Here is a 20,577-nt window from a genome sequence, read left to right as displayed (position 1 = left end):
GCCGCTGCTGGGTGGCTGAGCTGATATTTCTGTAGGCGGAGGACCGGCATCACGCCACCAGCGAAATCGTTGGTTGTTGACGGCAACAAGCTCAACTGTACCTACTGGCGCATGAAATACGATGGTGACGACGTCCGGCTCAGCGCCACCGATCTGGTCGGGCATCTGAACTGCCGCCATCTCACCGAGCAGGACAGGGCCGTCGCCCGGGGAAGCTTGCCGGAGCCCAAGGTTTGGGATCCGGCGTTGGAGGCTCTCTGGGAGCGCGGCAAGCAGCATGAGGCGAGCTACGTCGACCACCTCACAGATCAGGGTCTGGAGATCGTCACCATCGACGGTGTCGATATCACCCCAGAGGCCGTCGCCGAAACCACAGCGGCGATGCAGGCGGGCAAGGCCATTATCCTTCAAGGTGCCCTGCGGACGGGCGCTTGGGCTGGTCGGACGGATGTGCTGCGCCGCATCGAAACGCCGAGCGCGCTCGGCGACTGGTCATATGAGGTAGAGGATACGAAGCTCGCCCGTGAAACCAAGGGCAGCACCGTCCTGCAGATCAGCCTCTACTCGGATTTGCTCGCGGACGTGCAGGGTCGTTCCCCCGAGTTGATGCACGTCGTCGCCCCCTACACCGACTTCACGCCCGAGACGTTTCGCACAGCGGATTTCGCCGCCTACTACCGCGTCGTGAGGCGCAGCCTGGAAGCGGCGGTCGCCAACCCGGCCGATGGCCAGACCTATCCCGAGCCCAACCCGTTCTGTGAAATCTGTCGCTGGCGCGACATCTGCGATCAACGGCGACGGGCTGACGATCATCTCAGCCTGGTGGCGGGGATTTCCAAGAACCAGATGGTCGAACTCGTCGAACGGGCCATCAACACCACAGCCGCTTTGGCCACGATGCCGGTGCCGATCTCCTGGAAGCCCGAACGTGGCGCAGCCAGTTCCTACGTCCGCGTGCGGGAGCAGGCGCGGGTGCAGTTGCAGGCGCGCGAGACGGGCGCGAGCGTCTTCGAGCTGCTCGACCACCAGGAGGGGTTTGGTCTGTCGCGCCTGCCCGCCCCCTCTTCCGGGGACGTCTTCCTGGACTTCGAGTCGGATCCTTTCGTGGGTGAGCACGGACTTGAATATCTGCTCGGCTACGAGCACCAGGCCGAAGACGGCCAGTGGACCTATACTCCCCTCTGGGCCCTGACCCGGGCGGACGAGAAGGCCGCTTTCGAGCAGTTCATCGACTTCATCATGGCGCGCTGGGATCGCTTTCCCGACCTCCACATCTATCACTTCGGCGGTTACGAGACGGGCGCACTCAAGCGGCTGATGGGCCGCTACGCCACGCGGGAAGACGCCCTCGATCGCATCCTTCGCGGCCTCCTGACTGTCGACCTTCTCAGCGTCACCCGCCAGAGCCTCCGTGCCGGCGTAGAGAGCTACTCCCTGAAGAAGCTCGAGCCGTTGTATGGCTTCATGCGCGACACGAGCTTGCCCGACGCCCGGCTGGCGCTCACGCGGCTGCAGACCAGCCTCGAACTGAATGACCTGGCCGCGATCGACGACGCGGATCGCGCCACCGTGCAGGCTTATAACCGCGAGGACTGCGTCTCGACACGCCATCTGCGGGGCTGGCTCGAGGAACTGCGGGCGGAACGCGTGGCGGGGGGCGCCGACATCGCGCGGCCGGATCCGGGCGACGGCGCCCCGTCCGAGAAGGTTGGGCAATGGCTGGCCACCATCGCGCCCCTTGTCGAGGCCTTGACGGGCGACGTCCCCGCCGACCCGCTGGAGTGCACCCAGGAGCAACACGGCCGCTGGCTGCTGGCCAATATGCTGGAGTGGCACCGGCGCGAGGACAAGGCGACCTGGTGGGAGTTCTTCCGCCTTAAGGACCTGACCGCGGCCGAACTGATCGATGAGAAATCGGCCCTGTCAGGCTTGACCTTCGAAGGCATCGTGGGAGGCACGCCGGCCGCGCCTATCCATCGCTACCGGTTTCCGCCGCAGGACACCGACGTCCGGCCCGGCAAGGCGCTGCAGTATGTGGGCGGCCACCCCATGGGCGCGGTGGAAGATATCTCCTCCGCCGCCCAAACCGTCGACATCAAGACTCGCAAGGATACGGCGGCGCTGCACCCCGAGGCCGTGTTCGTCCACGAGTATGTGTCGCCCGAACCCATGCAGCTGTCCCTGGTCCGTCTCGCAACACACGTGGTCGCGCACGGCATGGCGGGCGAGGGGCCTTACGCCGCCGCGCGGGCGCTGCTGATGCGGTACGGTCCACCCCTTCTTGACGGCGCCGATCTGAGGATTGAAGGCGAGACGACGCTCGACGCAGCGCGCCGCATCGCGACGCACCTCGCCGCCGGCGTGCTGCCGATCCAAGGCCCGCCGGGCACCGGGAAGACCTACACAGCCGCCCACATGATTTGCGCACTGGTGGCGCAAGGAAAGACCGTGGGCGTCGTCGCCAACGGCCACACGGTGATCCGCAACCTCCTCAACGCGGTGGTCGAGGCCGCCGACGAGACGGGCGTCGACGTCCAGTGCGTTCAGAAGCCCAAGGAGAAGGAAGACGACTCCCACCGGATGCGGATCGTCACCAGGACCGCCGACCTGTTCGCCGCCCTTGGCGTCGGCTGTCACGTGGCCGGCGGTACGGCGTGGCTCTGGTCGTCGCCAGACGCCTTCCAGACCGTGGATGTCCTGTTCGTCGATGAAGCCGCACAAATGTCGCTCGCCAACGTCCTGGCCGTTTCACAGGCGGCGTCGACGCTGGTGCTGGTCGGCGATCCGCAGCAACTCGACCAACCGACCCAGGGCAGCCATCCGGAAGGCACCGAGTGCTCTGCCCTGCACCATCTCCTGAATGGCAAACAGACCATCGCCCCGGAGGAAGGCCTCTTCCTCGAGGAGACCTGGCGGCTCTGCCCGTCCATATGCGACTACACGTCCGAACTATTTTACGAGAGCAAGCTCAGCCCGCGCCCTGGATCCGAAGCGCAAGCCATCGTCGGTGCCGGCGCATTCAGCGGCTCAGGATTGCGATTCGTGTCCGTCCCACACAGCGGCAACCAGAGTTCGTCACTCGAGGAGGCCGCGGCCATCGCCGCTATAGTCAAGGATCTCGTCGACGCGGGGGCCAGCTGGATTGACCGCAAGGGCTCACATCCCTTGACCCTCGAAGACATCCTAATCATCGCGCCCTATAACGCCCAAGTCTACGAGATCCAGCGGCGGATCCCCGGGGCCAAGGTTGGAACCGTCGACAAGTTCCAGGGTCAGGAGGCGGCGATCGCCATCTACTCGATGGCCACATCAAGCCACGCCGACGCCCCCCGGGGCATGGAGTTTCTCTACAGCCCCAACCGCCTGAATGTCGCCACCTCACGGGCGAAATGCCTCTCCATCATGGTCGGATCGCCCAGCGTGTTCGAAGCCGACTGCCGCACGCCCCGGCAGATGCAGCTGGCCAACGCCTTCTGCCGGTATCTCGAAGTCGCAAGCTAGTGTCGGTCAGCCTCTTGGCGCCGCCACACCGGCCGGAATGAGGCTGCACCCGCAACGCCTATGCACCAGGGCGGCCCAGGCACCGCGGCCAGAGGCGGCCTCCAGGACCGTCGGCGAGCGTCACAACAGGCGACAATGGCGTTGCCCGTATCTAGAGCCGCCCCGCGGCCCGCAGTCGCGCCTGAACCTCGGACGCGAACGCCACCTCTTCGGCATCGACCTCGCCGTCCGCATCGATCACGCGCCGCATCGACAGCATGAGGGCGGCGGGGTCGCCTTCTCCGGCGCATAATCGATTCAAAGCGCGCTCGAACGCCCGCTCATCCGGCACGATAGACGCTACGCGCTTGCGGATCGTGGGTTCATGAAGCGGTTCGTCCGATCTCAGCATGACATGTCTGACGACCTGCTCCCGTTCGTCCTCGTCGAAGTCGCCGTCAGATGCACCGACGAAGCTGAGAATGATGATCTCGTCCCGGCAATCCTGCAGCGCGAGGAGTTCGGGCGATCTCGCGGCGACCTCGCTCGCCGTCATCATTTTCAGAAGCGGATGCTCGCGGAAGAATTCGAGACCGTCCTCGTGCACTTCGCCGGTCGCCAAGTCGGTCGCCTCGACCACCCGTGACGCCATGAACATTCTCATCGCCGAGCGCATATAACAGTAGCCTGTCAGCCTGACGTCCGTGACCTCATGCTTGAGGCTGTTCAACGTCACGCACCGTCCCGACAGGGCATTCCGGGCGTCCGAATAGATCAGGTGAAACGCCATCGGCGGGGCTGGCGGATCATCGACCTCGACGTACATCCCGTGATCGTCGAACTCATGCCCCTTGATCGGCCGTCCGAGCCGTTCGGCGCGCGACTGAGTGAGGTTGCGCCTGAGCCCGGCTTTGGCCGTAAGAAAATGGTCGATGGTCAGCGTGGTCATGACAGCGCCCCTTCCATCAGCAGCTAAGCTGCGCGCATGACGAGAGTCTAGTGCATCCCGGGACTCGTGGGGTCCACCAAGACCTCTGGAGCCACGGAACTGTTTGGAGTGGATCGCCACACTCACAGATAGTAGCCTGACCATCCTGCGGGGGTGGCATGGGTTTCTGGTTCTGGGTATTGGCGCTAGCCGCCCTGGTCGTCTGGTTGAACCTGCGGGGAGCCAGCCGCAGGGCCGCGCGCTCTGCGTCACGTCCAGCCGCGCCGTCGCGTCTCGAAACTGCGCGACTGACGATAGATCTCTCGGTCCCCTCCGATCCAGCGTCCTCACAGGCGTCTGTAGCCATTATTGACCTGGACGCCTGGATGGCAGGGTTGGCGGCGGACGACCTTCGGCTTGTCGAGCACTACGGGATCAAGCGCACATCGCAGGGATTCTTCTGCAGGCATCGGCGGTTCGACACCGTTGATCGAGTGCTGGACCACGCGCGGGCGCTCCAGAGCGGCGCCGCAGTGGCCCCGCCGGCAATGGACGTTCATTCGATATCGCCATCGCCGAGGCCGGACCGGGCCGATCAGAACGACGCAATCGGAATTGAACAACCGCCGTCGGCGAATTTCCCCAGGCCCGATAATGTCCGGCCGCGCTGGTACGGATCGGCTGAGCCCATAGAGATCGGCGGCGTCAGGATCGCCTCCCCGATGATCTACGTCGGCCCCACACGCTCATATGACACGCCGCGAGACCGTGTGGATCCGACGGCTCGAGTAGGGCTGACCGGAGAGGACCAACTCGGCATCGCCCTGTCGTACTGGCCCTCCTATCATGCCTTGTCGCCCGGGGGCCGCCGCACCTATCTGGATTGGCTGGCCGGCGGGCGCACGACGAGGGTGGGGATCGGCTATGTCTTCATCTTCTTCTACGGACTCGAACGCCGTCTGTTCGTCGACAACGCCCGCGCCGAACTCGACGTCATCATCGCCGAAGTCGAACGCCTCTACGCGCAATACCAGGACAACAACTCCTTCCACGGCTATGCGAAACGACTACTGACGGCCGCGAGACTGGTCCGCAGCGCGGCGGCACAGGCCCCAGAACTCTCCCCTGACCTCCGGGCCGGCGACTGGGAGATGCCGCTGTCGGTCCGCCGTTATCTCGGCGGAAAGCTGGCAACCGGAGAGGCGCTCCAGGCGGATGATTGCCTCCTCTGGATCCTCGGCATGCCCGACACCTATCTGGGAGCGGCGGGCCGCCGCTGTTTTCCAGAGCTGACCGAGCTCTGGCGGCATCGGTTTGCCCAACTCTATCCCGAAGGGATCAAGGTCCGGGCCCCGAAGCGCCCGCTGAGCGCCCAGTATCGCGCGGCGAGCAGCGAGTTCCAGGTCAATCTGTCCATCGGCGACCTGCCCGACATCGCAGCCCTGACGCAGCCGGTCACCCGCCTACGTGATCTGTTGCTGAGCTGGCAACCTGAACTCGACGCACTGAGCCGCCTCTTGCTGAAACGGCCGGATGCTAGGGACACGCTCGAGGGAGCCCTTTGCCTGCCCTCGGATACGGTCGATCTACGTTTCGGCGAAAGAGTCGGGGCTGTCCGGGCCGCTATGAACCGGCTGCTCGGCGACGCACAGATGTCCAGCGCGCGCACGCGCGAGGTTCTGGCCCTTCTTGAGATTGAAGACGGCGACGACAAGCTGCCCGTTACACTGCAACGTCATATCGCCGTGCTGCTGGATCGCCTCGGGTTTGCCTTCGAACCCGATCGCCGCCACACCGAGGCGTCCCTGAACCGCGACGGCACCCTCGTTCTCTTCAAGGGCTCAACGGGTGCCCCCGCCCAGACCAGCGCGACATTCATCGCGGCGCGCACCCTGGTCGAGATCGCGCTTCTCGCCGCGGCTTCGGACGGCGAGGTCGTACCTGCCGAACTCGACCAGGTCGCAACAGACCTCGCCGCGCTTCCGGAGCTCTCCACCGACGAGCGGCGGCGCCTCTCGGCCCATGCCTTGTGGCTTAGCCGTGACCCGCCCCGTCTCCAGGCCGCGCTGAAGCGTCTCGGCGCCCTCCCCGCGAAAGCCACGCGCGCGGCGACCCAGGCCGCCGTCTCCACGGTCCTGGCCGACGGTCGCGTCTTGCCGGTCGAGGTGCGCTTTCTCGAAAAGCTCCACAAGGCGCTGGGTCTGCCCCAGGACGAGGCCTACGCCGCACTGCACCGGGGAACAGGGCGCGCGGATGAACCGGTCACTGTGGCCGCCGCGGAATGCGCGGCCGGCGTCCCGCTTCCGCCCGAAGCTGACGCGGTCGTCGCGTTCGATGCGACCCGCCTGGCGCGGATTCGGGAGGAGACGTCACAGGTGTCCGCCCTCCTCACGAGCATCTTCATCGAGGACCCGGTGGACGCGATGCCGGCGCGGGCTGTTGCGACGTCCAGCTCACGGTTCGAGGGTCTCGACGCGCGGCATGCCGATCTTCTGTCGGCCATCCTGACGGCCGGTCGGCTGGATCAGGACGCCTTCGCGGCCCGGGCTCGTGACCTCAAACTCCTGCCCGGCGGCGCGCTCGAGACGATCAACGAATGGGCCTTCGAGATCTTCGACGAAGCCCTCCTCGAGGAAGACGACGACATCTATCCGGCCAGCCACCTCCGGGATCGGCTGAGCGCCCTGGAGAACGCAGCATGACCACCACAGCCCCGCTCAAGACGCGCGACCGCGACACCATTCTCCAGGCCCTGGCGGCGGGTGTCGTGCCGCGGACGGGTCTCGCCCACATCCAGGTCGGGCGAGCCGGAGAGGTGGGCGCGCTGGTGCGCGACATCGACCGCATCGCGGACGGGGGATCCGCGGTGCGCTTCGTCATCGGCGAGTACGGCGCGGGCAAGACCTTCTTCCTCAACCTGGTGAGGCTCATCGCGCTGGAGCGCAAGTGCGTGACGATCCACGCCGACCTCGCGCCCGATCGCCGAATTCACGCGACCGCCGGACAGGCCAGGGGGCTTTATGCCGAGGCGGTTCGCAATCTGGCGACGCGGACCAAGCCGGACGGCGGCGCGCTCGCCACGGTCGTCGAGAAATTCATCACCGAATGCGTGCGCGACTCGGAAGAAAGGGGGACGGCGGTGGAGGCCGCCATCGACGCACGGCTCGCCGCCCTTCAGGTGCATGTCGGAGGATATGACTATGCGGCCGTGCTCAAGGCCTACTGGCGCGGCAGCGAGACCGACGACGCCGGCCTGACCGGGGCGGCCCTTCGCTGGCTAAGAGGCGAGTATTCGACGAAGACCGAGGCGCGGCAGGCGTTGGGTGTGCGCAACATCATCGACGACGGAGATGTTTACGACAGTCTGAAGCTGCTCGCCGCCTTCGTCCGGCTCGCCGGATATGCAGGTCTGGTCGTGGTCTTTGACGAGATGGTCAATCTCTACAAGCTGCAGAGCGCCCAGGCGCGAAACCAGAATTTCGAACAGATCCTGCGCATCGTGAACGACGGCCTGCAAGGCAGCGCCTCCGGGATCGGGTTCGTGTTCGGCGGCACGCCCGAGTTCCTCATGGACTCACGCCGCGGGCTCTATAGCTACGAGGCGCTCCAGTCCCGCCTCATGGAGAACGCCTTTGCCGGCCAGGGACTCATCGACCTCTCCGGCCCCGTTGTTCGCCTGCAAAGCCTGACGCCGGAAGACCTGCTCGTGCTGCTCGCCAACATCCGCAACGTCTTCTCCCAAGGCGATCCAGCCCGCCACCTCGTTCCGGACGAAGCGCTGCCGCTATTCATGACCCACTGCAACAAACGGATCGGCGAGGCCTATTTCCGGACGCCCCGGAACACCATCAAGGCCTTCGTCCAACTTCTCGCCGTGCTTGAACAGAACCCGGGACAGGGCTGGAGCGAGCTGATCGGCGGTGTGGACGTGGCCAATGACACCGAGGGTGCCCGCGATCACGAGGTGGCCGACGAAGCGACGGATGACGGCCTGGCGACCCTGCGGCTCTAGGATGGAGACGTTTGACCGGCTGCATCCGCAGGTTCGCAAATGGGTTCGGGAACAGGGTTGGTCCGAGCTCCGTCCTGTCCAGGTGAACGGCATCGAGGCGGTCCTGGAACATGACCGGGACGTGCTCATCTCCGCCTCGACAGCCGCGGGGAAAACCGAAGCGGTGTTCCTGCCCCTCCTCACACGGGCCGCGGAACGGGAAGCCCCGGGCCTCTCCGTCCTGTACGTCAGTCCGCTCAAGGCGCTGATCAACGACCAGCATAGGCGACTGGAGCTGTTGTCCGAGCGGCTCGAACTGCCGGCTGCGAAATGGCATGGCGACGCGCCCGCCGGCCCCAAGGCGCGAATCATGAAATCGCCTGCGGGGGTGGTGCTGATTACGCCCGAATCCATAGAAGCGCTGTTCCTGCGCCGGACACGGGACGCCGAGCGACTGTTCGCGGGACTCGACGCGATCATCATCGATGAACTGCATGCATTCCTGCAAGGTCCACGCGGTCTCCATCTCGCAAGCCTGTTGCGGCGGATCGACCTGCTGATCGGCCGTCGGGTGCGTCGGATCGGCCTTTCGGCAACTCTCGGGGATATGGCCTTCGCCGCGACATGGATGAACCCGCAAGCGCCCGACACCGTTGATCGCGTCGCCGAAACCTCCGGGTCTCCAGAGCTTCGCCTGCAGGTTCGGGGCTATGAGGAGCCGCCCGAAAGTGATCCCGGGGCCGACGCCCTGGAGGGCGAGGCACCGCAGGCCCTGGACGTCATTTCCGACCACCTGTTCGAGACGCTGCGCGGCGACAACCATCTGGTCTTCGGCGGCTCGCGCAGAACGGTCGAGGCCCTGTCAAACCGGCTTCTGAGTCGATCAGAGCAGGCGGGCGTGCCCAACGAGTTCCTCCCCCACCACGGGAGCCTTTCCAAGGAGCTCCGCGAGGAACTGGAGCGCCGCCTGAAGGCCGGCAAGCTGCCGACGACCGGCGTGGCGACGACGACTCTCGAGCTCGGAATCGACCTCGGGTCGGTGAAGAGTGTGGCCCAGATCGGTGCCCCCCGTTCCCTCGCGGGCTTGCGCCAGCGACTGGGGCGAAGCGGGCGCCGCGCCGGGGCGCCGGCCATCCTTCGCATCTATACGCGCGAGCGACATCTGGGGCGCGCCCTTGATCCCCTGGATCGCCTTCGTCCCCAGACCATCAGGGCGGTCGCGGTGGTGCGGCTCCTGCTGGCCCGCTTCCTGGAGTCGCCACGATCGGATCCGGCGGTGGTCACTGTCCTGATCCATCAGCTCCTGTCGATTATTGTGGAGCGAGGGGGCGTTAGGCCGGATGGCCTCTACCGGATTCTCTGCGAACAGGGCCCCTTGTCCTCGATTGAGATCGCCGACTTCATCGAATTGCTCCGCCATCTCGCCACGCCGGGACTGGCCGTGATCGAGCAGTCGCCCGATGGCCTGATTATGCTCGGACCCGAGGGAGAGGCCCTGACGTCAGCGCGCGACTTCTATGCGGTGTTCGAGACGGACCAAGAATGGAAGCTGCTTCACGGTGCCCGACCCCTCGGTCAGATTCCGATTTCCAATGTGCTGGCGACCGGCAGTCTGCTTGCCTTCGCTGGCCGGCGATGGCGGGTAGTCGATGTCGATGATCGGGCCCGCGTCTTGTCGGTCGCCCCCCATCCAAGCGGACGCCTGCCCAAATTCGACCGTCAGTCGAACGAACCGCTCGACGACCGCATCCTTGAGGAAATGCGCAAGGTCTATCTGGACGCCGACATGCCGGAGTGGCTGGACGCCCAGTCTCTGACATTCTTGACCCAAGGACGGGAAGCCTTCGCGGACCTGGACCTTGAACGCACCGGCCTCGTCAGGTCGGGGAGCGACACCCATGTGCTGTTATGGCGGGGAACCGCGATGAACAATGTGGTCGCCGTCGCGCTGACGGCTGCGGGTATCGGCTGCGAAGCGCACGATCTCGGCGTCACCTTGGCGGACACGACGGCCGAGAAAACGCGAAGCCTGCTTATGCAGCTTGATCGTTCGCCCTCGGCTGAAGCGCTCAGCGAGTTTGTCGAGAACCTTCAGAGTGCGAAATACGATCATCTGGCACCGACAAGCTTGCTGCAAAGGCTCTGGGCGAGAAGGCACGCAGTCATTTGTGATGAGCTTCCGGCTATCGCCGCGGTTGCGGAAACTTGGCCGGCCTGATCCGAGGGGCAACGAAGCTGCGGCCTAGTTTCACGAAATGCGGATACGATTCGAGGTTGATGAGGCGCCCAGTAGCGGACGTTGGCACCGCGGCCCAGGTCAGTCAGTCTCCTGACTGCGGAGGGCATGCCTGACGCCTTCCACTGGCGACACGAGAAATGACATGGCTGAGAACGAAGGCAATGATGGCGTGGGGCTTAGCGACGACGACTTTTCGTTTGCGTCTTTGCTGGCCTTCCAACGTCGGATGGAGGCCGATCCCGATGCCGTCACCGACGACGAGATTCGGGAGGAATATGGGAGCGACATCTCCCCCGCCGAACTTCGGGAAATCTTCCGCCGAAGCACGTTCGGGCGTCCTTCCAAAAAACCTCGCGCCAGTGCTCGAGCCAAGCTCCGGAGAAGGCTCCTTTGGCTCAGCAGATCTCTGCAGGAGGTAGAGAGTGCCGTCGCCGCGGTCCATAGTTCGCCCGGCCGCACCAACAAGCCAAAAGAGTTGGAAGACATTCTGGCCGCGATTGGGGAATTTCGTAGCGCGGCCAACCTGCCCGTGCCGGAGGAGCCAGCTGAACTCGATCCGGACCTATTCGAGCGACTGTTCGGTATTGTGGCGGACGACGAAGGGCCAAGCTGATCGCCCATTGTCCGATAGCGCCGCATCGCGCCAGTAGCGGACTTTGAACCTGGGTCGCAAAACGGACCTTCCAGTCTCCAGATCTGGCATTCGCTCCGTTGAACTTGCAGATGGGGGATCCCGGCTCCGCTTGTTAGCTCCCGCCGGGCTACACCCAGATGATGCGGCCGCCCCGAACCCAAAAGTGGGATTGGCAACCGATATGGCGCCACACCGACGGATGGAGTGTGGCACGGCCTTGCGCGTCGGCCGTCGCCTTCCAGGTCGGGTGATCATCAGGAATGAGGTTGAGTTCGAGCACCTCACCACAGCCGCACGGGCAGACCAATTTGGCCTCCCATGGATCGCCGTCCTCTGTGAGAATGTAAATGCGGCGCTTCTCCAGGCGCTTCGGAAACGTGCCCTCGTTGGTCTGCAACTTGTACGGTTGGTCGAAGAGCCTAGCCAGCCACGTCCAGAGGCCGACGAACCAGGTCCATATCGCGCTCATGTCAGCGGTCCCAGTTGCGGCAGACCGAGCCAAAGCGGGCGGTCGCCAAGGCCGACCAAGGCTGACATCATCCGACAGTCATCCATCTCTTCATCAGCTGTGAGGCGGATTTCCCCGAGACTGAATTCGATGGAGGCGACCTCCGAGTTGGGGCGTTGGCGGTAAGGATGGAGGCGAGCCAGGAAATCGTTCGTGGCGAGCGAGGCCGCCAGCATGTTGACGCTGATGACCGCTGGCCGCTGGACCTGAAGGCCCTTGATGTATTTGTCCTGCACCTGCTGTACGGCCGCCGCCGGATCGCGCTTGTGCAGCTCCTCTGTCGATACGTCCTGCATGGTCAAAACTTGGCGAGAAACCAGGCTCGATTTGCCGGGAACGAGATAGTTCACCGTTCCGAGAATGTCCTTGATGCGGCCGCGCTCCTCGCCTTCTTGCACGGCATCCAGAAGGATACCCATGTCGAAGTAAGGTTGGATGTAATGGGTCGCCATCAGGTTCATAACCAGCCGGCCGGTTGCCGTATCGACGCACCCGAAAATCACGTCGCACTGTGACAGCGCACGCAGCGCTTCCGGACTTCCGAGCTCCTTCGGGATAGGGATGATCTTCACGCCGAGGCCCTGACGGTCTGCTTCCTTCTTTAGCGCCTCCACCTTCAAGGTCCCATCCTTGGCGTGTTTGGCGGTCGCGAAGGTGATGCGGTTGAGGTTCCGGTCCTCAACGTAGTCATCGTCGATGGGGACAATCTCGCCGACGCCAAGGCGCTTTAGCTGCTCGATCGTCGGGCTTCCGGTGCCAGACGCGCCGCCGACACCGATGCGCAGCCGGCGCAGCTTCCTCGTGGTGCCTTCGCCGAAGGCCTGATCCTGTGACGCGCCGAATGTCGGCACCGGGGCGCTGTCTTCCTTGCTCCACCAGAAATGCAGGTCGGGGCCCACGACATTGATGAGCTCGATGTCGTGGAGCTTCGAACCGCGCCAGAGATATCGGCCGAACATCCGGCCATCCGGGAGCATGATGACGCTACCGTGCGGAATGTCGGCCTCAACCCAGGAGCGGATTGTCGGAAGGAGCTGGGCGTCGCTCTCGTCGTCGACCTTGGAGAAGGCCGCGAAGCCCTGCGGGTGGCTATGGACTTTAATGAGGGTGAGCCCATCGGCTTCCGCCTGCTCGATCAGCGGCTCAACGTCTTCCGCATTCCAGTTGACGCTGTTCGGCGTCCGCTCGAAGTGTTCATGCGGGATCAGGTGGACGGACTGGGCGACGAGGCGGTGACGCTCAGGGCCTGCCGCACGCCCACATGCGATGAAGGCGACGGCCTCAAGGCCGTCGCCGTGCAGCAGATGCCGCTTCAGTTCATCGTGATGGTCGCCGGTGAGCGAGAGCGAGACCCTCGGGATCACTTGAGCAGCTCTTCGGTCAGGGCGTCCTCGACTAGGAAGATGTGAGTTTCCAGGCTGTCCTTGCCGGCCACCCACGGATTGGCGTCCGTCCGGTGGCGCGACCAGCGCTGGAAATCGCGGCCGTCGATATGCTGGATCACGTCCGCCTGCCGGATGTGCTTACCGTCGGCCCGGCGGATCGCCGGGTGTACGTAGAACATGTCGAGCGGCGACAGCGGGTAGCCACCCTCCATGCGGATCGCCAGGGTCACCTCGGTCGCCGTGTAGCCCGCGGGCAGCTTGAAGTTCGGGATCAGGATCCAGGTGGAGCCATCGACGACAACTTCCCAGCGGGTGGCGTAGGTGTCCAGGAAGTCACAATCCTGATCGAGGGTCGGCGCATCACGCCGACCCTGATACTCGCCCTCGCCCTGGCCCTTTTTGATCGCGCGAAACTTCTCGACGCCCGGGCGGCGCAGGTCGACCGGAACGTCGAGCCCGATGGCTTCGGGCTTCTGACCCGCCACCTTCAGACGGACGTTGTAGTTGTCGGGCGGCGTCAGGTTCGCCCTGGTCAGCGCCTCGCGCGCGGTGACCACCGGCGTCGGCCAGATGATCACCTCGTCGTTGACCTTGAACTTGTAGCCCTTGGCGCGAGGCGCGCGCTTGCCGGTCTTCGAGTGCAGTTCCAGGTCGATGACCTCATCGAGCAGCTCTTCAGCCTCCTCGATCAGCTCGGCGGGAACCTCAAGGAGGCGGGCGGCCTCCGGATCGCTGTGGTCGTTCGTTTCCATATTCCAACTCCAATTTTCTCCGCTTTCGCGGTGCTTGCGTTTAGCCCTGCCGAGTGGCACGTTGGTGTCCGGTCAGACAACACTAGGGCTCTAAAAAACGCCCTGTTCGGCAGAGAGCCAATTCAGAGCGCGTTGTCTGTGTGGACAACAGAATGGGGTAAGCAGTGACCATTGTCAAGGAGGGCGTATGCCGGAGTCCGCGCTAGGGGTTTGGCTTAAAGCGCTCCGCGGAGAGCGGAGCCTTCGGACGGTCGCGGAGCAGAGCGAAGTCGACCATGCTTATATCTATCGCCTTGAGACTGGCGCGAAGGAGTCGCCATCGTCCGAGGTCTTGGACAAGCTGATCACCGGTCTGAGGCCCTCAGAGCGCAACGCGGAGATTCTGCGTTTTTTGGCTAGCCACCCCAACGTAGACCCAGGTCTCGCCGAGTTCGCGCAGGCCGATGATGCCGTCACTCCCGAGGAATTACATATGCTCACCACCGTCGTGAACCGCGGCACCCGGCCGGACTACGCCACATCGCTCGCCCGCATTCGCAGGTACATGAGAGAGGACGACGGTGGATGAGCTCGCCGTCGCGATGAAGGCGCGCGACTTCATCGCGAAATGCGGTCCTCTCGCACTCCCAGTCTCCGTCGACGCCTACGCCGCACAAATCGGCGGCGTGGTGAAGATCGATACGCTTCAGGCGAACGAAGACGCCTGGTCCTTCCGTGACAAGAACGGGAAGTACCGGATCTGCGTGAACTGCCTGCATGATGGCCGTCGCCAGCGTTTCAGCGTCTGCCATGAAGTGGCCCATGAAGCGCTCGGAATCGCCGCCGACCATACGGCTCCGAGCTGGAGCTTTGCTCGTCGCCCCCAGGGTGAAATCGCCTGCGATATTTTCGCAGCGGAGCTTCTCCTGCCCCACAAGCTGTTCAAGCCGCGCGTGGATGCCGCCGACATGGGCTTCGCTGCGATCAGCGACCTGGCCGAAGACTTCGATGCGTCGTTGATGTCCACGGCATCGCGGTTCGCGACCTTCTCCCGTGAACTGTGCGCCTACGTCCTGTCAGAGAACGGCAAGATCCGTTACAGCGCGCGCTCCACGTCCCTTCGCGACGCCAAGGCTTGGATCAGGCTGGGCATGGATTTGCCGAGCGACTCCTACAGCGCCCGCGTTCGCGCCGGAGCCGCGCAAACGGACCCTGAGGACGCCGAGCCTGACCAGTGGTTCGAGGATTGGGATCGCGATGGCACTCTCTATGAGGACGTTCGCCACCTGGGCAAGTGGGACCAGACGCTGACGCTTCTTTGGTTCGACGACGAGGACCTTCCGCCACCTCCTGCTGAGCGCAAGCGCTGGGAAGAAGACACCTACGGCCTTCGCGAACTCGACGGAAATCTCCCTTGGCCGGGTAAATCCAAGCGGCGGAGATAGGCAATGAGCTGGGCTCAGCGCGCCGCCCGAAACCTGTTGCCGCTTAGCCGCGAGAAGTCAGACCTCGCCGTGGCGCTGCGCGAGTGGCGTTACGAAGGCGGCTTCTACGATCTCGAACTGCCTGAAGAGACCTGCGAACTCTGCGATCATCCCGACATTCGCTACCAGTTCGAGATCAGGAACCGATTCATCGACTCCCGCCTTCCGATCAGCTCCGAGTGCATCAACCGCTTCGGCATCAGCGCGACCGGTGAAGACGGTGAAGACTTGGACGCCGCCGGCACCAGAAAAAAGGTTGGCCGCGATCGGCGGACGCTGGTGGAGGAGGCTAGGAAAAAGCGCGTAATCACCGCCTTGGTGACCCTGTCCCAAGCGGACGACCAGTTCACGATCCTCTCGTTCATCGACTACCTGAAAGATCGCGGTGCGTTCACCCCGAAGCAGCTGACGATCCTCCTGTGGCGTTTCGAGAAGTACCGTGTTCCGTTCGGCGTACGCGACTTCAAACTCACCATCCGGCGTGACCGGGAAAAGGTGCAGCTTATGGAGATGGCCGACTGGCAGATCGAACGGCTGTTGCCGGCGATGTCGGTGTCACAGCGCAGTTCGTGGCGGAAGCCCCCGGGCGCGGAAGGCCTCCCGTCCATCCATCGGCAATAACGAATAGGCAGCTCTCCTTGCGTGGTGCGGACATTACGAACGTCACCTTCGAGTCAAAAAGCGCCCTCATCGACCGGCTTCCGCACCCCGTCCCGCCACCACCTGCGCCAGCCCGTTCGACATCGGCGCCAGCGCGATCCTGCTCCCCACCCTCGCGGCGTCCCCCGCCCTCACCCGCGCATAGTGTTCGACCCCGCCCGCATCCTTCACCACCACGAACGGCGCCGCACCCGCCTCGTCGTGAAACCCGCACTTCACCACCACCCCGCGCACCCGGTCCATCCCCAAGGGTCGCACCTCCCGGGCGCCCTCGAGCCGTCTCTGGTTCAGCGTCCTGATGATGTCGCGCCGCGCCTGCAGCGTCCGCAGCTTCGTCTCCATCTCCCCGTCGAGCCTGTAGCGCCGCCCCGTCCGCACGGCGAGCCCCAGCCCCTCCAGGTGCCGCAGCCGTCCCCGGGTCAGCGCCGCCCAGGCGTCGTTGACGCCGACCCCGTCCTCGACCATTCCGTTGGCATCCGCCGCCGCCAGCAGCCGCCGGTCAAATCCCGTGAACCGGTCCGCCCCGGTCTCCTTCCAGATGCGCCGTTCCGCCTCCACCCGCGACAGGTCGCCGAGCCGCTCCTGCGCCACCTCCTGCGCCCGCGCCCGGAAGCCGTATCCGATGTAGTCGCGCGGTATGACCAGGTCCCGCCCGTCACCTCGCCGACCCCGCACCAGCACATGGGCGTGCGGCTGATCGGTGTCGTAGTGGCAGGTCGCCACCCATCGCAGATCCGGCTCCCCAAGGTCCGCCGACACCCGACCCATGACCTCGCGGACATAGGCCTTCAGGCCCTCGATCCGGTCGCCGTGCTCCGGCGAGATGATGAAGCGGAAATGGTGCCGGTCCTCGCTCCAGCCCCCGGTCTCGGCCGCCGGCTGAACATCGTCCGTCGCCCGGTCGAAGAACTCCGGCCGCGCGCCTTCGACCCCGGCTCCCGAACGTCCGAGATAGCTCACATGCGCCGCCAAAGCCGCCGCCCGCTCGGCGCCCTTGCCGATGTGCCGGGAAACCAGCGCCTTGACGATCACCCTCTGGCGAACGTCCAGCCGGAAGGCCCTGCCCGAGCGTCCCTGCGCCGCCCTGAGCACGCCTGACCGGTCACCCAGGGCGAAGGCGCGCGAGCTCGCCAGCCGCCGCATCAGGCCGGTGCGGACGTTGACCCGGTCGGGTTTGAGGGACAGGGGCAGTCGGACCTGGACCGCCTCCGGCTCCACACCGCCGCCCGCCGAAAGACGGGACTGTATGGCTTCACGGATCAGCATTCGACGCCTCCGACCAGGCCGCCGACGTCGTCCGAAGACGACAACTCACCGCAAGTCGTCCAACACCCTCGGATGCGCCGCTAACCTGCGGACAGGATACGAAAAAGCGGAACCGCCAAACACCCTCTTTTATCTTGCCCTAAGCCCCTTTTCGCAGATTTCCGGACACCACCATCAAACCTTCGCACAGCCGACCACACCCCGTCATCGCCTCCCCGGTCTGTCGATCTGTCACCCCTGAAGCGACTTCCTGAACCGCAGGAAGCGCCCGGACGACAAACAAAAACCCGCCCGGCCGAAGCCGAGCGGGTCGTTGATGTCAGTTGCAGGCGATCATGCCGCGCGCGCCTTGATGGAGACGTGCCGCAGCCCGGACTCCATCGCCTTCTGTCCGAGATTGAGCGCGGGCCCGAACGGCCGGCTGTCCTCCGAACGGACCCGATCCACGGAATGGACCAGGGTGAGGCAGCAGGTCGGCTCGAGCGCGATCAGTTCGTCGTTGGCCCGGAAAGGCGCGGCCTTGCCATGGGTGTCGAAGTCGGCCCGGGCGAGGATCAACTTCACCCCCTTCTGCCGGGACCATCTGATCGCCAGCTTCTCGGATCCCTTCGCCCCGGTCGTCGCGAGCGCCATGTCGGGCCACTCCTTCAGCGCCCAGTTCAGGGCGTCGAAGATCCGCCCGGCGTCATCGGCGGTGTCGGCCGTCGGCGCGCCCCGGAAGGCGACCACCGGACCGCCCGGATCGGCGTCCCCCGCCCTGCGGTTCCGGATCGCGCGGATGGCCTGTTTGGCTTCCAGCTGGGCCGCCGTCAGATGCGTGCCCCGCCGGCTGCCGCGCCAGGCCGTCCAGACCTCGCCGGTCGCGATGGTCCAGGTTTCCGCGGCGGCGTCCCGGATCAGTTCCGTCGCCCGGGTCGCGGTGTCTCCGGCCCGGGCCCGGGCCGTGGCCTCCTGAAGCTCGGTGTCGGCCGCCTCGGATCCATCGAAGTCGCGGTCGAGGCTGCGCATCGCGTCGCGCGCCCGGTCCGCGTTGCGCTCGATCCGTCCGGCCGCCGAATGGAAGGCGCCGATCAGGGCTTCTCCGAGGATGGTCTGGAAGTCCTCCAAGGCCGTGTCGGAGATCACGTCCACAAGCTCGGTCATGACCGCGCGCCCGAGCTGGATCAGGGCCTCCTCGGTGGGATGTGGGCGGGGGTCGCCGAGCGCGGCGGTCAGGTCGTCGAAGGCGGAGTCTGATTTGGCGAAGAAGGGTGAGGGAAAGGCTTGCATCGGGAACATCCTGTAAAAGATGTCGAAGCGCCCCATGCGCAACGACCCCGGTTTTGGCCACATCGGGGTCCCCGGCAGTCACCGGAGCGGATAGCCGCTTGGCTGTCCGTGGAGGGGAACGGCGCAGCCGTTGACTTCCGGGGTGATGTGACAAAATCGGAGGGCGTTGTGTGGGGGCAAGTCCTCGCCCGCCTTCGGGCGAGGACACCTTTCGGCGCCGTCGCGCCGATACGGACGACCGGGCATCGATCTTCGCCGGCCTCGTCGGCGGCGAGCCGCCGGCGCCGCACCCGGGGCGTCCATCGACGCCGACCCCGACCGGACCTCAACCCCTTGACCGCCGGTCCTGGAGCCTTCGACGCCGGCCGAAGACAAAACGGCGACCTCATCGAGGCCGCCGTCGAAACAGTCACTGATTTCTTCACCGCGAAACCGGCCAGAGACCCGCGCCTCAATGCAGCCCCGCGAGCGCCTCCAGGCTCTCTGGCGTCTGCCGCACGGGGCGATAGGCGACAGCCGCATGCGGCCCGCAGAAGGCGCCGCGCTCGACGGGCCGCCCACACAGGCTGAAGCCCTCAGCCTTGGGGTCGCCAAAGGGCCACCGGCACTCACAGCGCCGCACGGACAGCAGGGTCGTCCGCCCCTGGTTGGGGACGGCCGCCGGCCCGGCAATGGCCTCACTCACAGGCGTGAACGGCGGGCGACGATCCCTGGGCGGCGACCGGACGACGGCAGACGCCCCTCGGGGTCGCGGGCGACCCGCGGACAGGCCCATCCTGTGAACCTTGCCGAGGACGGCGCTGCGGGTGAGGCCCGCACCCAGCTCGCGCGCGATCCGGGCCGCGCTGTGGCCTTCGAGCCAGAGGGTCCTGAGGCGGTCGATACGGTCTTCGGTCCAGGCGGAGGCGGTCATGGCGGAACTCCGGTGCCAGCGAGCCCCATCGGCTCGCCCGCGCCCGCCCTCGCCTTCCCCTCCCGGTGCGTTTCCCTCCCGGTGCCGCACAGGAAAACGGCCCGGCGCTCGCACGCCGGGCCGTTCCGTCTGTCTCGCCGTCGGATCAGAACGGAATGTCGTCGTTCAGATCATAGCCGCTCGCCGGTTCCTGCACCTGCAGGTCGGCGGGACTGTCATCCGTGGAAGGCCGGGCGCGCCGGTTCTTCAGCCGGATGTCGCCGACGATCAGGCGCAGGTCGTAGTGTTCGACCCCGTCCTTACCGGTCCAGGTGTCGTTTTCGACATGGCCCTGGATGACGACGCGGCTGCCCTTGCGGGCGAAGGCCTCGATGTATTTCTCGGTCGTGGCCTCGTTGAAGCAGATGCAGTTGAAGCCGGTGGTGCGCTCGCCGGGCGTGCCGTCGGCCTTGCGAAAGCGGGTGGTCTCCAGCACGCGAAAGCTCGCGCGCTTCTTGCCCGAGCCCTGGGCCGACAGGATGGACGGGTCGGCGGCCAGATAGCCTTCGAGGGTGAGGGTTTGCATGATCAGTCTCCTTGGAAATTAGGGTTGCGAGGAAATGAAGGGTCGCGGGGTCAGGCGGCGGCGCGGCCGTCTTCGGACGCCCCGAGAGCCGCGGCCTCGCGGTCCTCGGCCCAGTCCAGGACGGTCAGCCGGTTCACCACCAGTTCCTTGGCGGTGCGCTCGGTCCCGTCCTTGGCCGCATAGGCCGTGTCGATGAAGGCGCCGACGACGACGGCTTCGCAGCCCTGGGCCAGACCGCGGGCGATGACCTTCTCATTGAGGCCCTTCGACCAGCTGACGCAATTGACTCCGACGAGCCGGTCCTTGCCGGCGGCGTCGACGCCGCGTTTCTCGAGCAGCCGGAACACCGCCTTGGCGAAGTCCGGGCTGATCTGGGGGTCGGCCGCCAGTCGGCCGGTGAACACCATGGTCTGCATGTCAGTCTCCTGTTGATCCGAAGCGCCGGGGAGCCGATCTCCCCGATCCCGCTTCACCCGCATCCTCCCTTCCTCCCGTCCTCCTCCTGACCGGGCGGGGCCTTGGCC

General features: G+C 65.4%; 17 protein-coding genes. 8 read left to right on the top strand and 9 right to left on the bottom strand.

All coding sequences use genetic code 11. The features are described 5' to 3' along the window. Positions 1 to 111: 111 nt before the first annotated feature. Positions 112 to 3,501: a TM0106 family RecB-like putative nuclease gene (locus AACZ75_RS11465; RefSeq protein ID WP_339872990.1), complete on the top strand. Its 3,390-nt coding sequence runs from the start codon at positions 112 to 114 to the stop codon at positions 3,499 to 3,501. A gap of 151 nt (positions 3,502 to 3,652) precedes the next feature. On the opposite strand, the gene AACZ75_RS11460 is transcribed toward AACZ75_RS11465, so the two are convergent. Then, positions 3,653 to 4,429 (bottom strand): TerB family tellurite resistance protein, encoded by a 777-nt coding sequence (locus tag AACZ75_RS11460; protein WP_339872989.1) that lies wholly within the window; start codon positions 4,427 to 4,429, stop codon positions 3,653 to 3,655. Between the two features lie 374 nt (positions 4,430 to 4,803). Between AACZ75_RS11460 and AACZ75_RS11455 the strand changes: the two genes are divergently transcribed. The 4 genes from AACZ75_RS11455 (at position 4,804) to AACZ75_RS11440 (ending at position 11,251) form a co-directional block, all read left to right on the top strand. Beyond that, on the top strand, positions 4,804 to 7,110 hold the full coding sequence (locus AACZ75_RS11455) for a TerB N-terminal domain-containing protein (protein ID WP_339872988.1): 2,307 nt from the start codon (positions 4,804 to 4,806) through the stop codon (positions 7,108 to 7,110). After that, positions 7,107 to 8,420, top strand: coding sequence for an ATP-binding protein (locus tag AACZ75_RS11450; protein ID WP_339872987.1), 1,314 nt, complete (start codon positions 7,107 to 7,109; stop codon positions 8,418 to 8,420). Before AACZ75_RS11455 ends, AACZ75_RS11450 begins: the two co-directional genes overlap by 4 nt. A 1-nt stretch (position 8,421) precedes the next feature. Further along, positions 8,422 to 10,617: a DEAD/DEAH box helicase gene (locus AACZ75_RS11445; protein ID WP_339872986.1), complete on the top strand. Its 2,196-nt coding sequence runs from the start codon at positions 8,422 to 8,424 to the stop codon at positions 10,615 to 10,617. 163 nt (positions 10,618 to 10,780) lie between these two features. Next, positions 10,781 to 11,251 carry a hypothetical protein gene (locus AACZ75_RS11440; RefSeq protein WP_339872985.1) on the top strand — a complete coding sequence of 157 codons (471 nt, stop codon included), beginning with the start codon at positions 10,781 to 10,783 and terminating at the stop codon, positions 11,249 to 11,251. Positions 11,252 to 11,399: 148 nt separating this feature from the next. Here AACZ75_RS11440 and AACZ75_RS11435 read toward each other — a convergent pair whose 3' ends face one another. Genes AACZ75_RS11435 through AACZ75_RS11425 form a run of 3 tightly spaced genes read right to left on the bottom strand, consistent with a single transcriptional unit; the run spans position 11,400 to position 13,917 of the window. Further along, entirely contained in the window at positions 11,400 to 11,741 is a 342-nt protein-coding gene (locus AACZ75_RS11435; RefSeq protein ID WP_339872984.1) for a DUF6527 family protein, read from the bottom strand. Further along, positions 11,738 to 13,144 carry a ThiF family adenylyltransferase gene (locus tag AACZ75_RS11430; RefSeq protein ID WP_339872983.1) on the bottom strand — a complete coding sequence of 469 codons (1,407 nt, stop codon included), beginning with the start codon at positions 13,142 to 13,144 and terminating at the stop codon, positions 11,738 to 11,740. The genes AACZ75_RS11435 and AACZ75_RS11430 overlap by 4 nt, the downstream gene beginning before the upstream one ends. Further along, a complete protein-coding gene (locus AACZ75_RS11425; RefSeq protein WP_339872982.1) occupies positions 13,141 to 13,917 on the bottom strand; it encodes a multiubiquitin domain-containing protein in 777 nt (258 codons plus the stop codon). The genes AACZ75_RS11430 and AACZ75_RS11425 overlap by 4 nt, the downstream gene beginning before the upstream one ends. A 187-nt stretch (positions 13,918 to 14,104) precedes the next feature. Here AACZ75_RS11425 and AACZ75_RS11420 point away from each other — a divergent pair, with 187 nt between their 5' ends. Genes AACZ75_RS11420 through AACZ75_RS11410 form a run of 3 tightly spaced genes read left to right on the top strand, consistent with a single transcriptional unit; the run spans position 14,105 to position 16,001 of the window. Further along, on the top strand, positions 14,105 to 14,485 hold the full coding sequence (locus tag AACZ75_RS11420; protein WP_339872981.1) for a helix-turn-helix transcriptional regulator: 381 nt from the start codon (positions 14,105 to 14,107) through the stop codon (positions 14,483 to 14,485). After that, on the top strand, positions 14,478 to 15,341 hold the full coding sequence (locus AACZ75_RS11415) for an ImmA/IrrE family metallo-endopeptidase (protein WP_339872980.1): 864 nt from the start codon (positions 14,478 to 14,480) through the stop codon (positions 15,339 to 15,341). Before AACZ75_RS11420 ends, AACZ75_RS11415 begins: the two co-directional genes overlap by 8 nt. A 3-nt stretch (positions 15,342 to 15,344) precedes the next feature. Then, complete coding sequence (locus tag AACZ75_RS11410) at positions 15,345 to 16,001, top strand: hypothetical protein (protein ID WP_339872979.1); 657 nt, start codon at positions 15,345 to 15,347, stop codon at positions 15,999 to 16,001. A 66-nt stretch (positions 16,002 to 16,067) separates the two neighbouring features. Here the strand turns inward: AACZ75_RS11410 and AACZ75_RS11405 are convergent, their stop codons facing one another. The 5 genes from AACZ75_RS11405 to AACZ75_RS11385 form a co-directional block, all read right to left on the bottom strand. Beyond that, on the bottom strand, positions 16,068 to 17,306 hold the full coding sequence (locus AACZ75_RS11405) for a DUF3363 domain-containing protein (protein ID WP_339872978.1): 1,239 nt from the start codon (positions 17,304 to 17,306) through the stop codon (positions 16,068 to 16,070). A gap of 333 nt (positions 17,307 to 17,639) precedes the next feature. Next, the gene (locus tag AACZ75_RS11400) at positions 17,640 to 18,575 is read right to left on the bottom strand and encodes a DUF2493 domain-containing protein (protein WP_339872977.1); all 936 of its coding nucleotides are present in this window, start codon (positions 18,573 to 18,575) and stop codon (positions 17,640 to 17,642) included. A 451-nt stretch (positions 18,576 to 19,026) separates the two neighbouring features. Further along, positions 19,027 to 19,488: a GcrA family cell cycle regulator gene (locus AACZ75_RS11395; protein WP_339872976.1), complete on the bottom strand. Its 462-nt coding sequence runs from the start codon at positions 19,486 to 19,488 to the stop codon at positions 19,027 to 19,029. Positions 19,489 to 19,633: 145 nt separating this feature from the next. Then, on the bottom strand, positions 19,634 to 20,053 hold the full coding sequence (locus tag AACZ75_RS11390) for a single-stranded DNA-binding protein (protein WP_339872975.1): 420 nt from the start codon (positions 20,051 to 20,053) through the stop codon (positions 19,634 to 19,636). A gap of 50 nt (positions 20,054 to 20,103) precedes the next feature. After that, positions 20,104 to 20,469: a hypothetical protein gene (locus tag AACZ75_RS11385; protein ID WP_339872974.1), complete on the bottom strand. Its 366-nt coding sequence runs from the start codon at positions 20,467 to 20,469 to the stop codon at positions 20,104 to 20,106. Between the last annotated feature and the right edge of the window lie 108 nt (positions 20,470 to 20,577).

The sequence above is a fragment of the uncultured Brevundimonas sp. genome (genome assembly GCF_963975535.1).
Lineage (GTDB): Bacteria > Pseudomonadota > Alphaproteobacteria > Caulobacterales > Caulobacteraceae > Brevundimonas.
This window is presented reverse-complemented; position numbering and strand designations above follow the sequence as displayed.

Coding starts and splice junctions, on each gene's coding strand:
- AACZ75_RS11465 (WP_339872990.1), top strand. CDS start 112: ATGAAATACGATGGTGACGACGTCCGGCTCAGCGCCACCGATCTGGTC.
- AACZ75_RS11460 (WP_339872989.1), bottom strand. CDS start 4,429: ATGACCACGCTGACCATCGACCATTTTCTTACGGCCAAAGCCGGGCTC.
- AACZ75_RS11450 (WP_339872987.1), top strand. CDS start 7,107: ATGACCACCACAGCCCCGCTCAAGACGCGCGACCGCGACACCATTCTC.
- AACZ75_RS11445 (WP_339872986.1), top strand. CDS start 8,422: ATGGAGACGTTTGACCGGCTGCATCCGCAGGTTCGCAAATGGGTTCGG.
- AACZ75_RS11440 (WP_339872985.1), top strand. CDS start 10,781: ATGGCTGAGAACGAAGGCAATGATGGCGTGGGGCTTAGCGACGACGAC.
- AACZ75_RS11435 (WP_339872984.1), bottom strand. CDS start 11,741: ATGAGCGCGATATGGACCTGGTTCGTCGGCCTCTGGACGTGGCTGGCT.
- AACZ75_RS11425 (WP_339872982.1), bottom strand. CDS start 13,917: ATGGAAACGAACGACCACAGCGATCCGGAGGCCGCCCGCCTCCTTGAG.
- AACZ75_RS11420 (WP_339872981.1), top strand. CDS start 14,105: ATGCCGGAGTCCGCGCTAGGGGTTTGGCTTAAAGCGCTCCGCGGAGAG.
- AACZ75_RS11410 (WP_339872979.1), top strand. CDS start 15,345: ATGAGCTGGGCTCAGCGCGCCGCCCGAAACCTGTTGCCGCTTAGCCGC.
- AACZ75_RS11405 (WP_339872978.1), bottom strand. CDS start 17,306: ATGCTGATCCGTGAAGCCATACAGTCCCGTCTTTCGGCGGGCGGCGGT.
- AACZ75_RS11400 (WP_339872977.1), bottom strand. CDS start 18,575: ATGCAAGCCTTTCCCTCACCCTTCTTCGCCAAATCAGACTCCGCCTTC.
- AACZ75_RS11395 (WP_339872976.1), bottom strand. CDS start 19,488: ATGACCGCCTCCGCCTGGACCGAAGACCGTATCGACCGCCTCAGGACC.
- AACZ75_RS11390 (WP_339872975.1), bottom strand. CDS start 20,053: ATGCAAACCCTCACCCTCGAAGGCTATCTGGCCGCCGACCCGTCCATC.
- AACZ75_RS11385 (WP_339872974.1), bottom strand. CDS start 20,469: ATGCAGACCATGGTGTTCACCGGCCGACTGGCGGCCGACCCCCAGATC.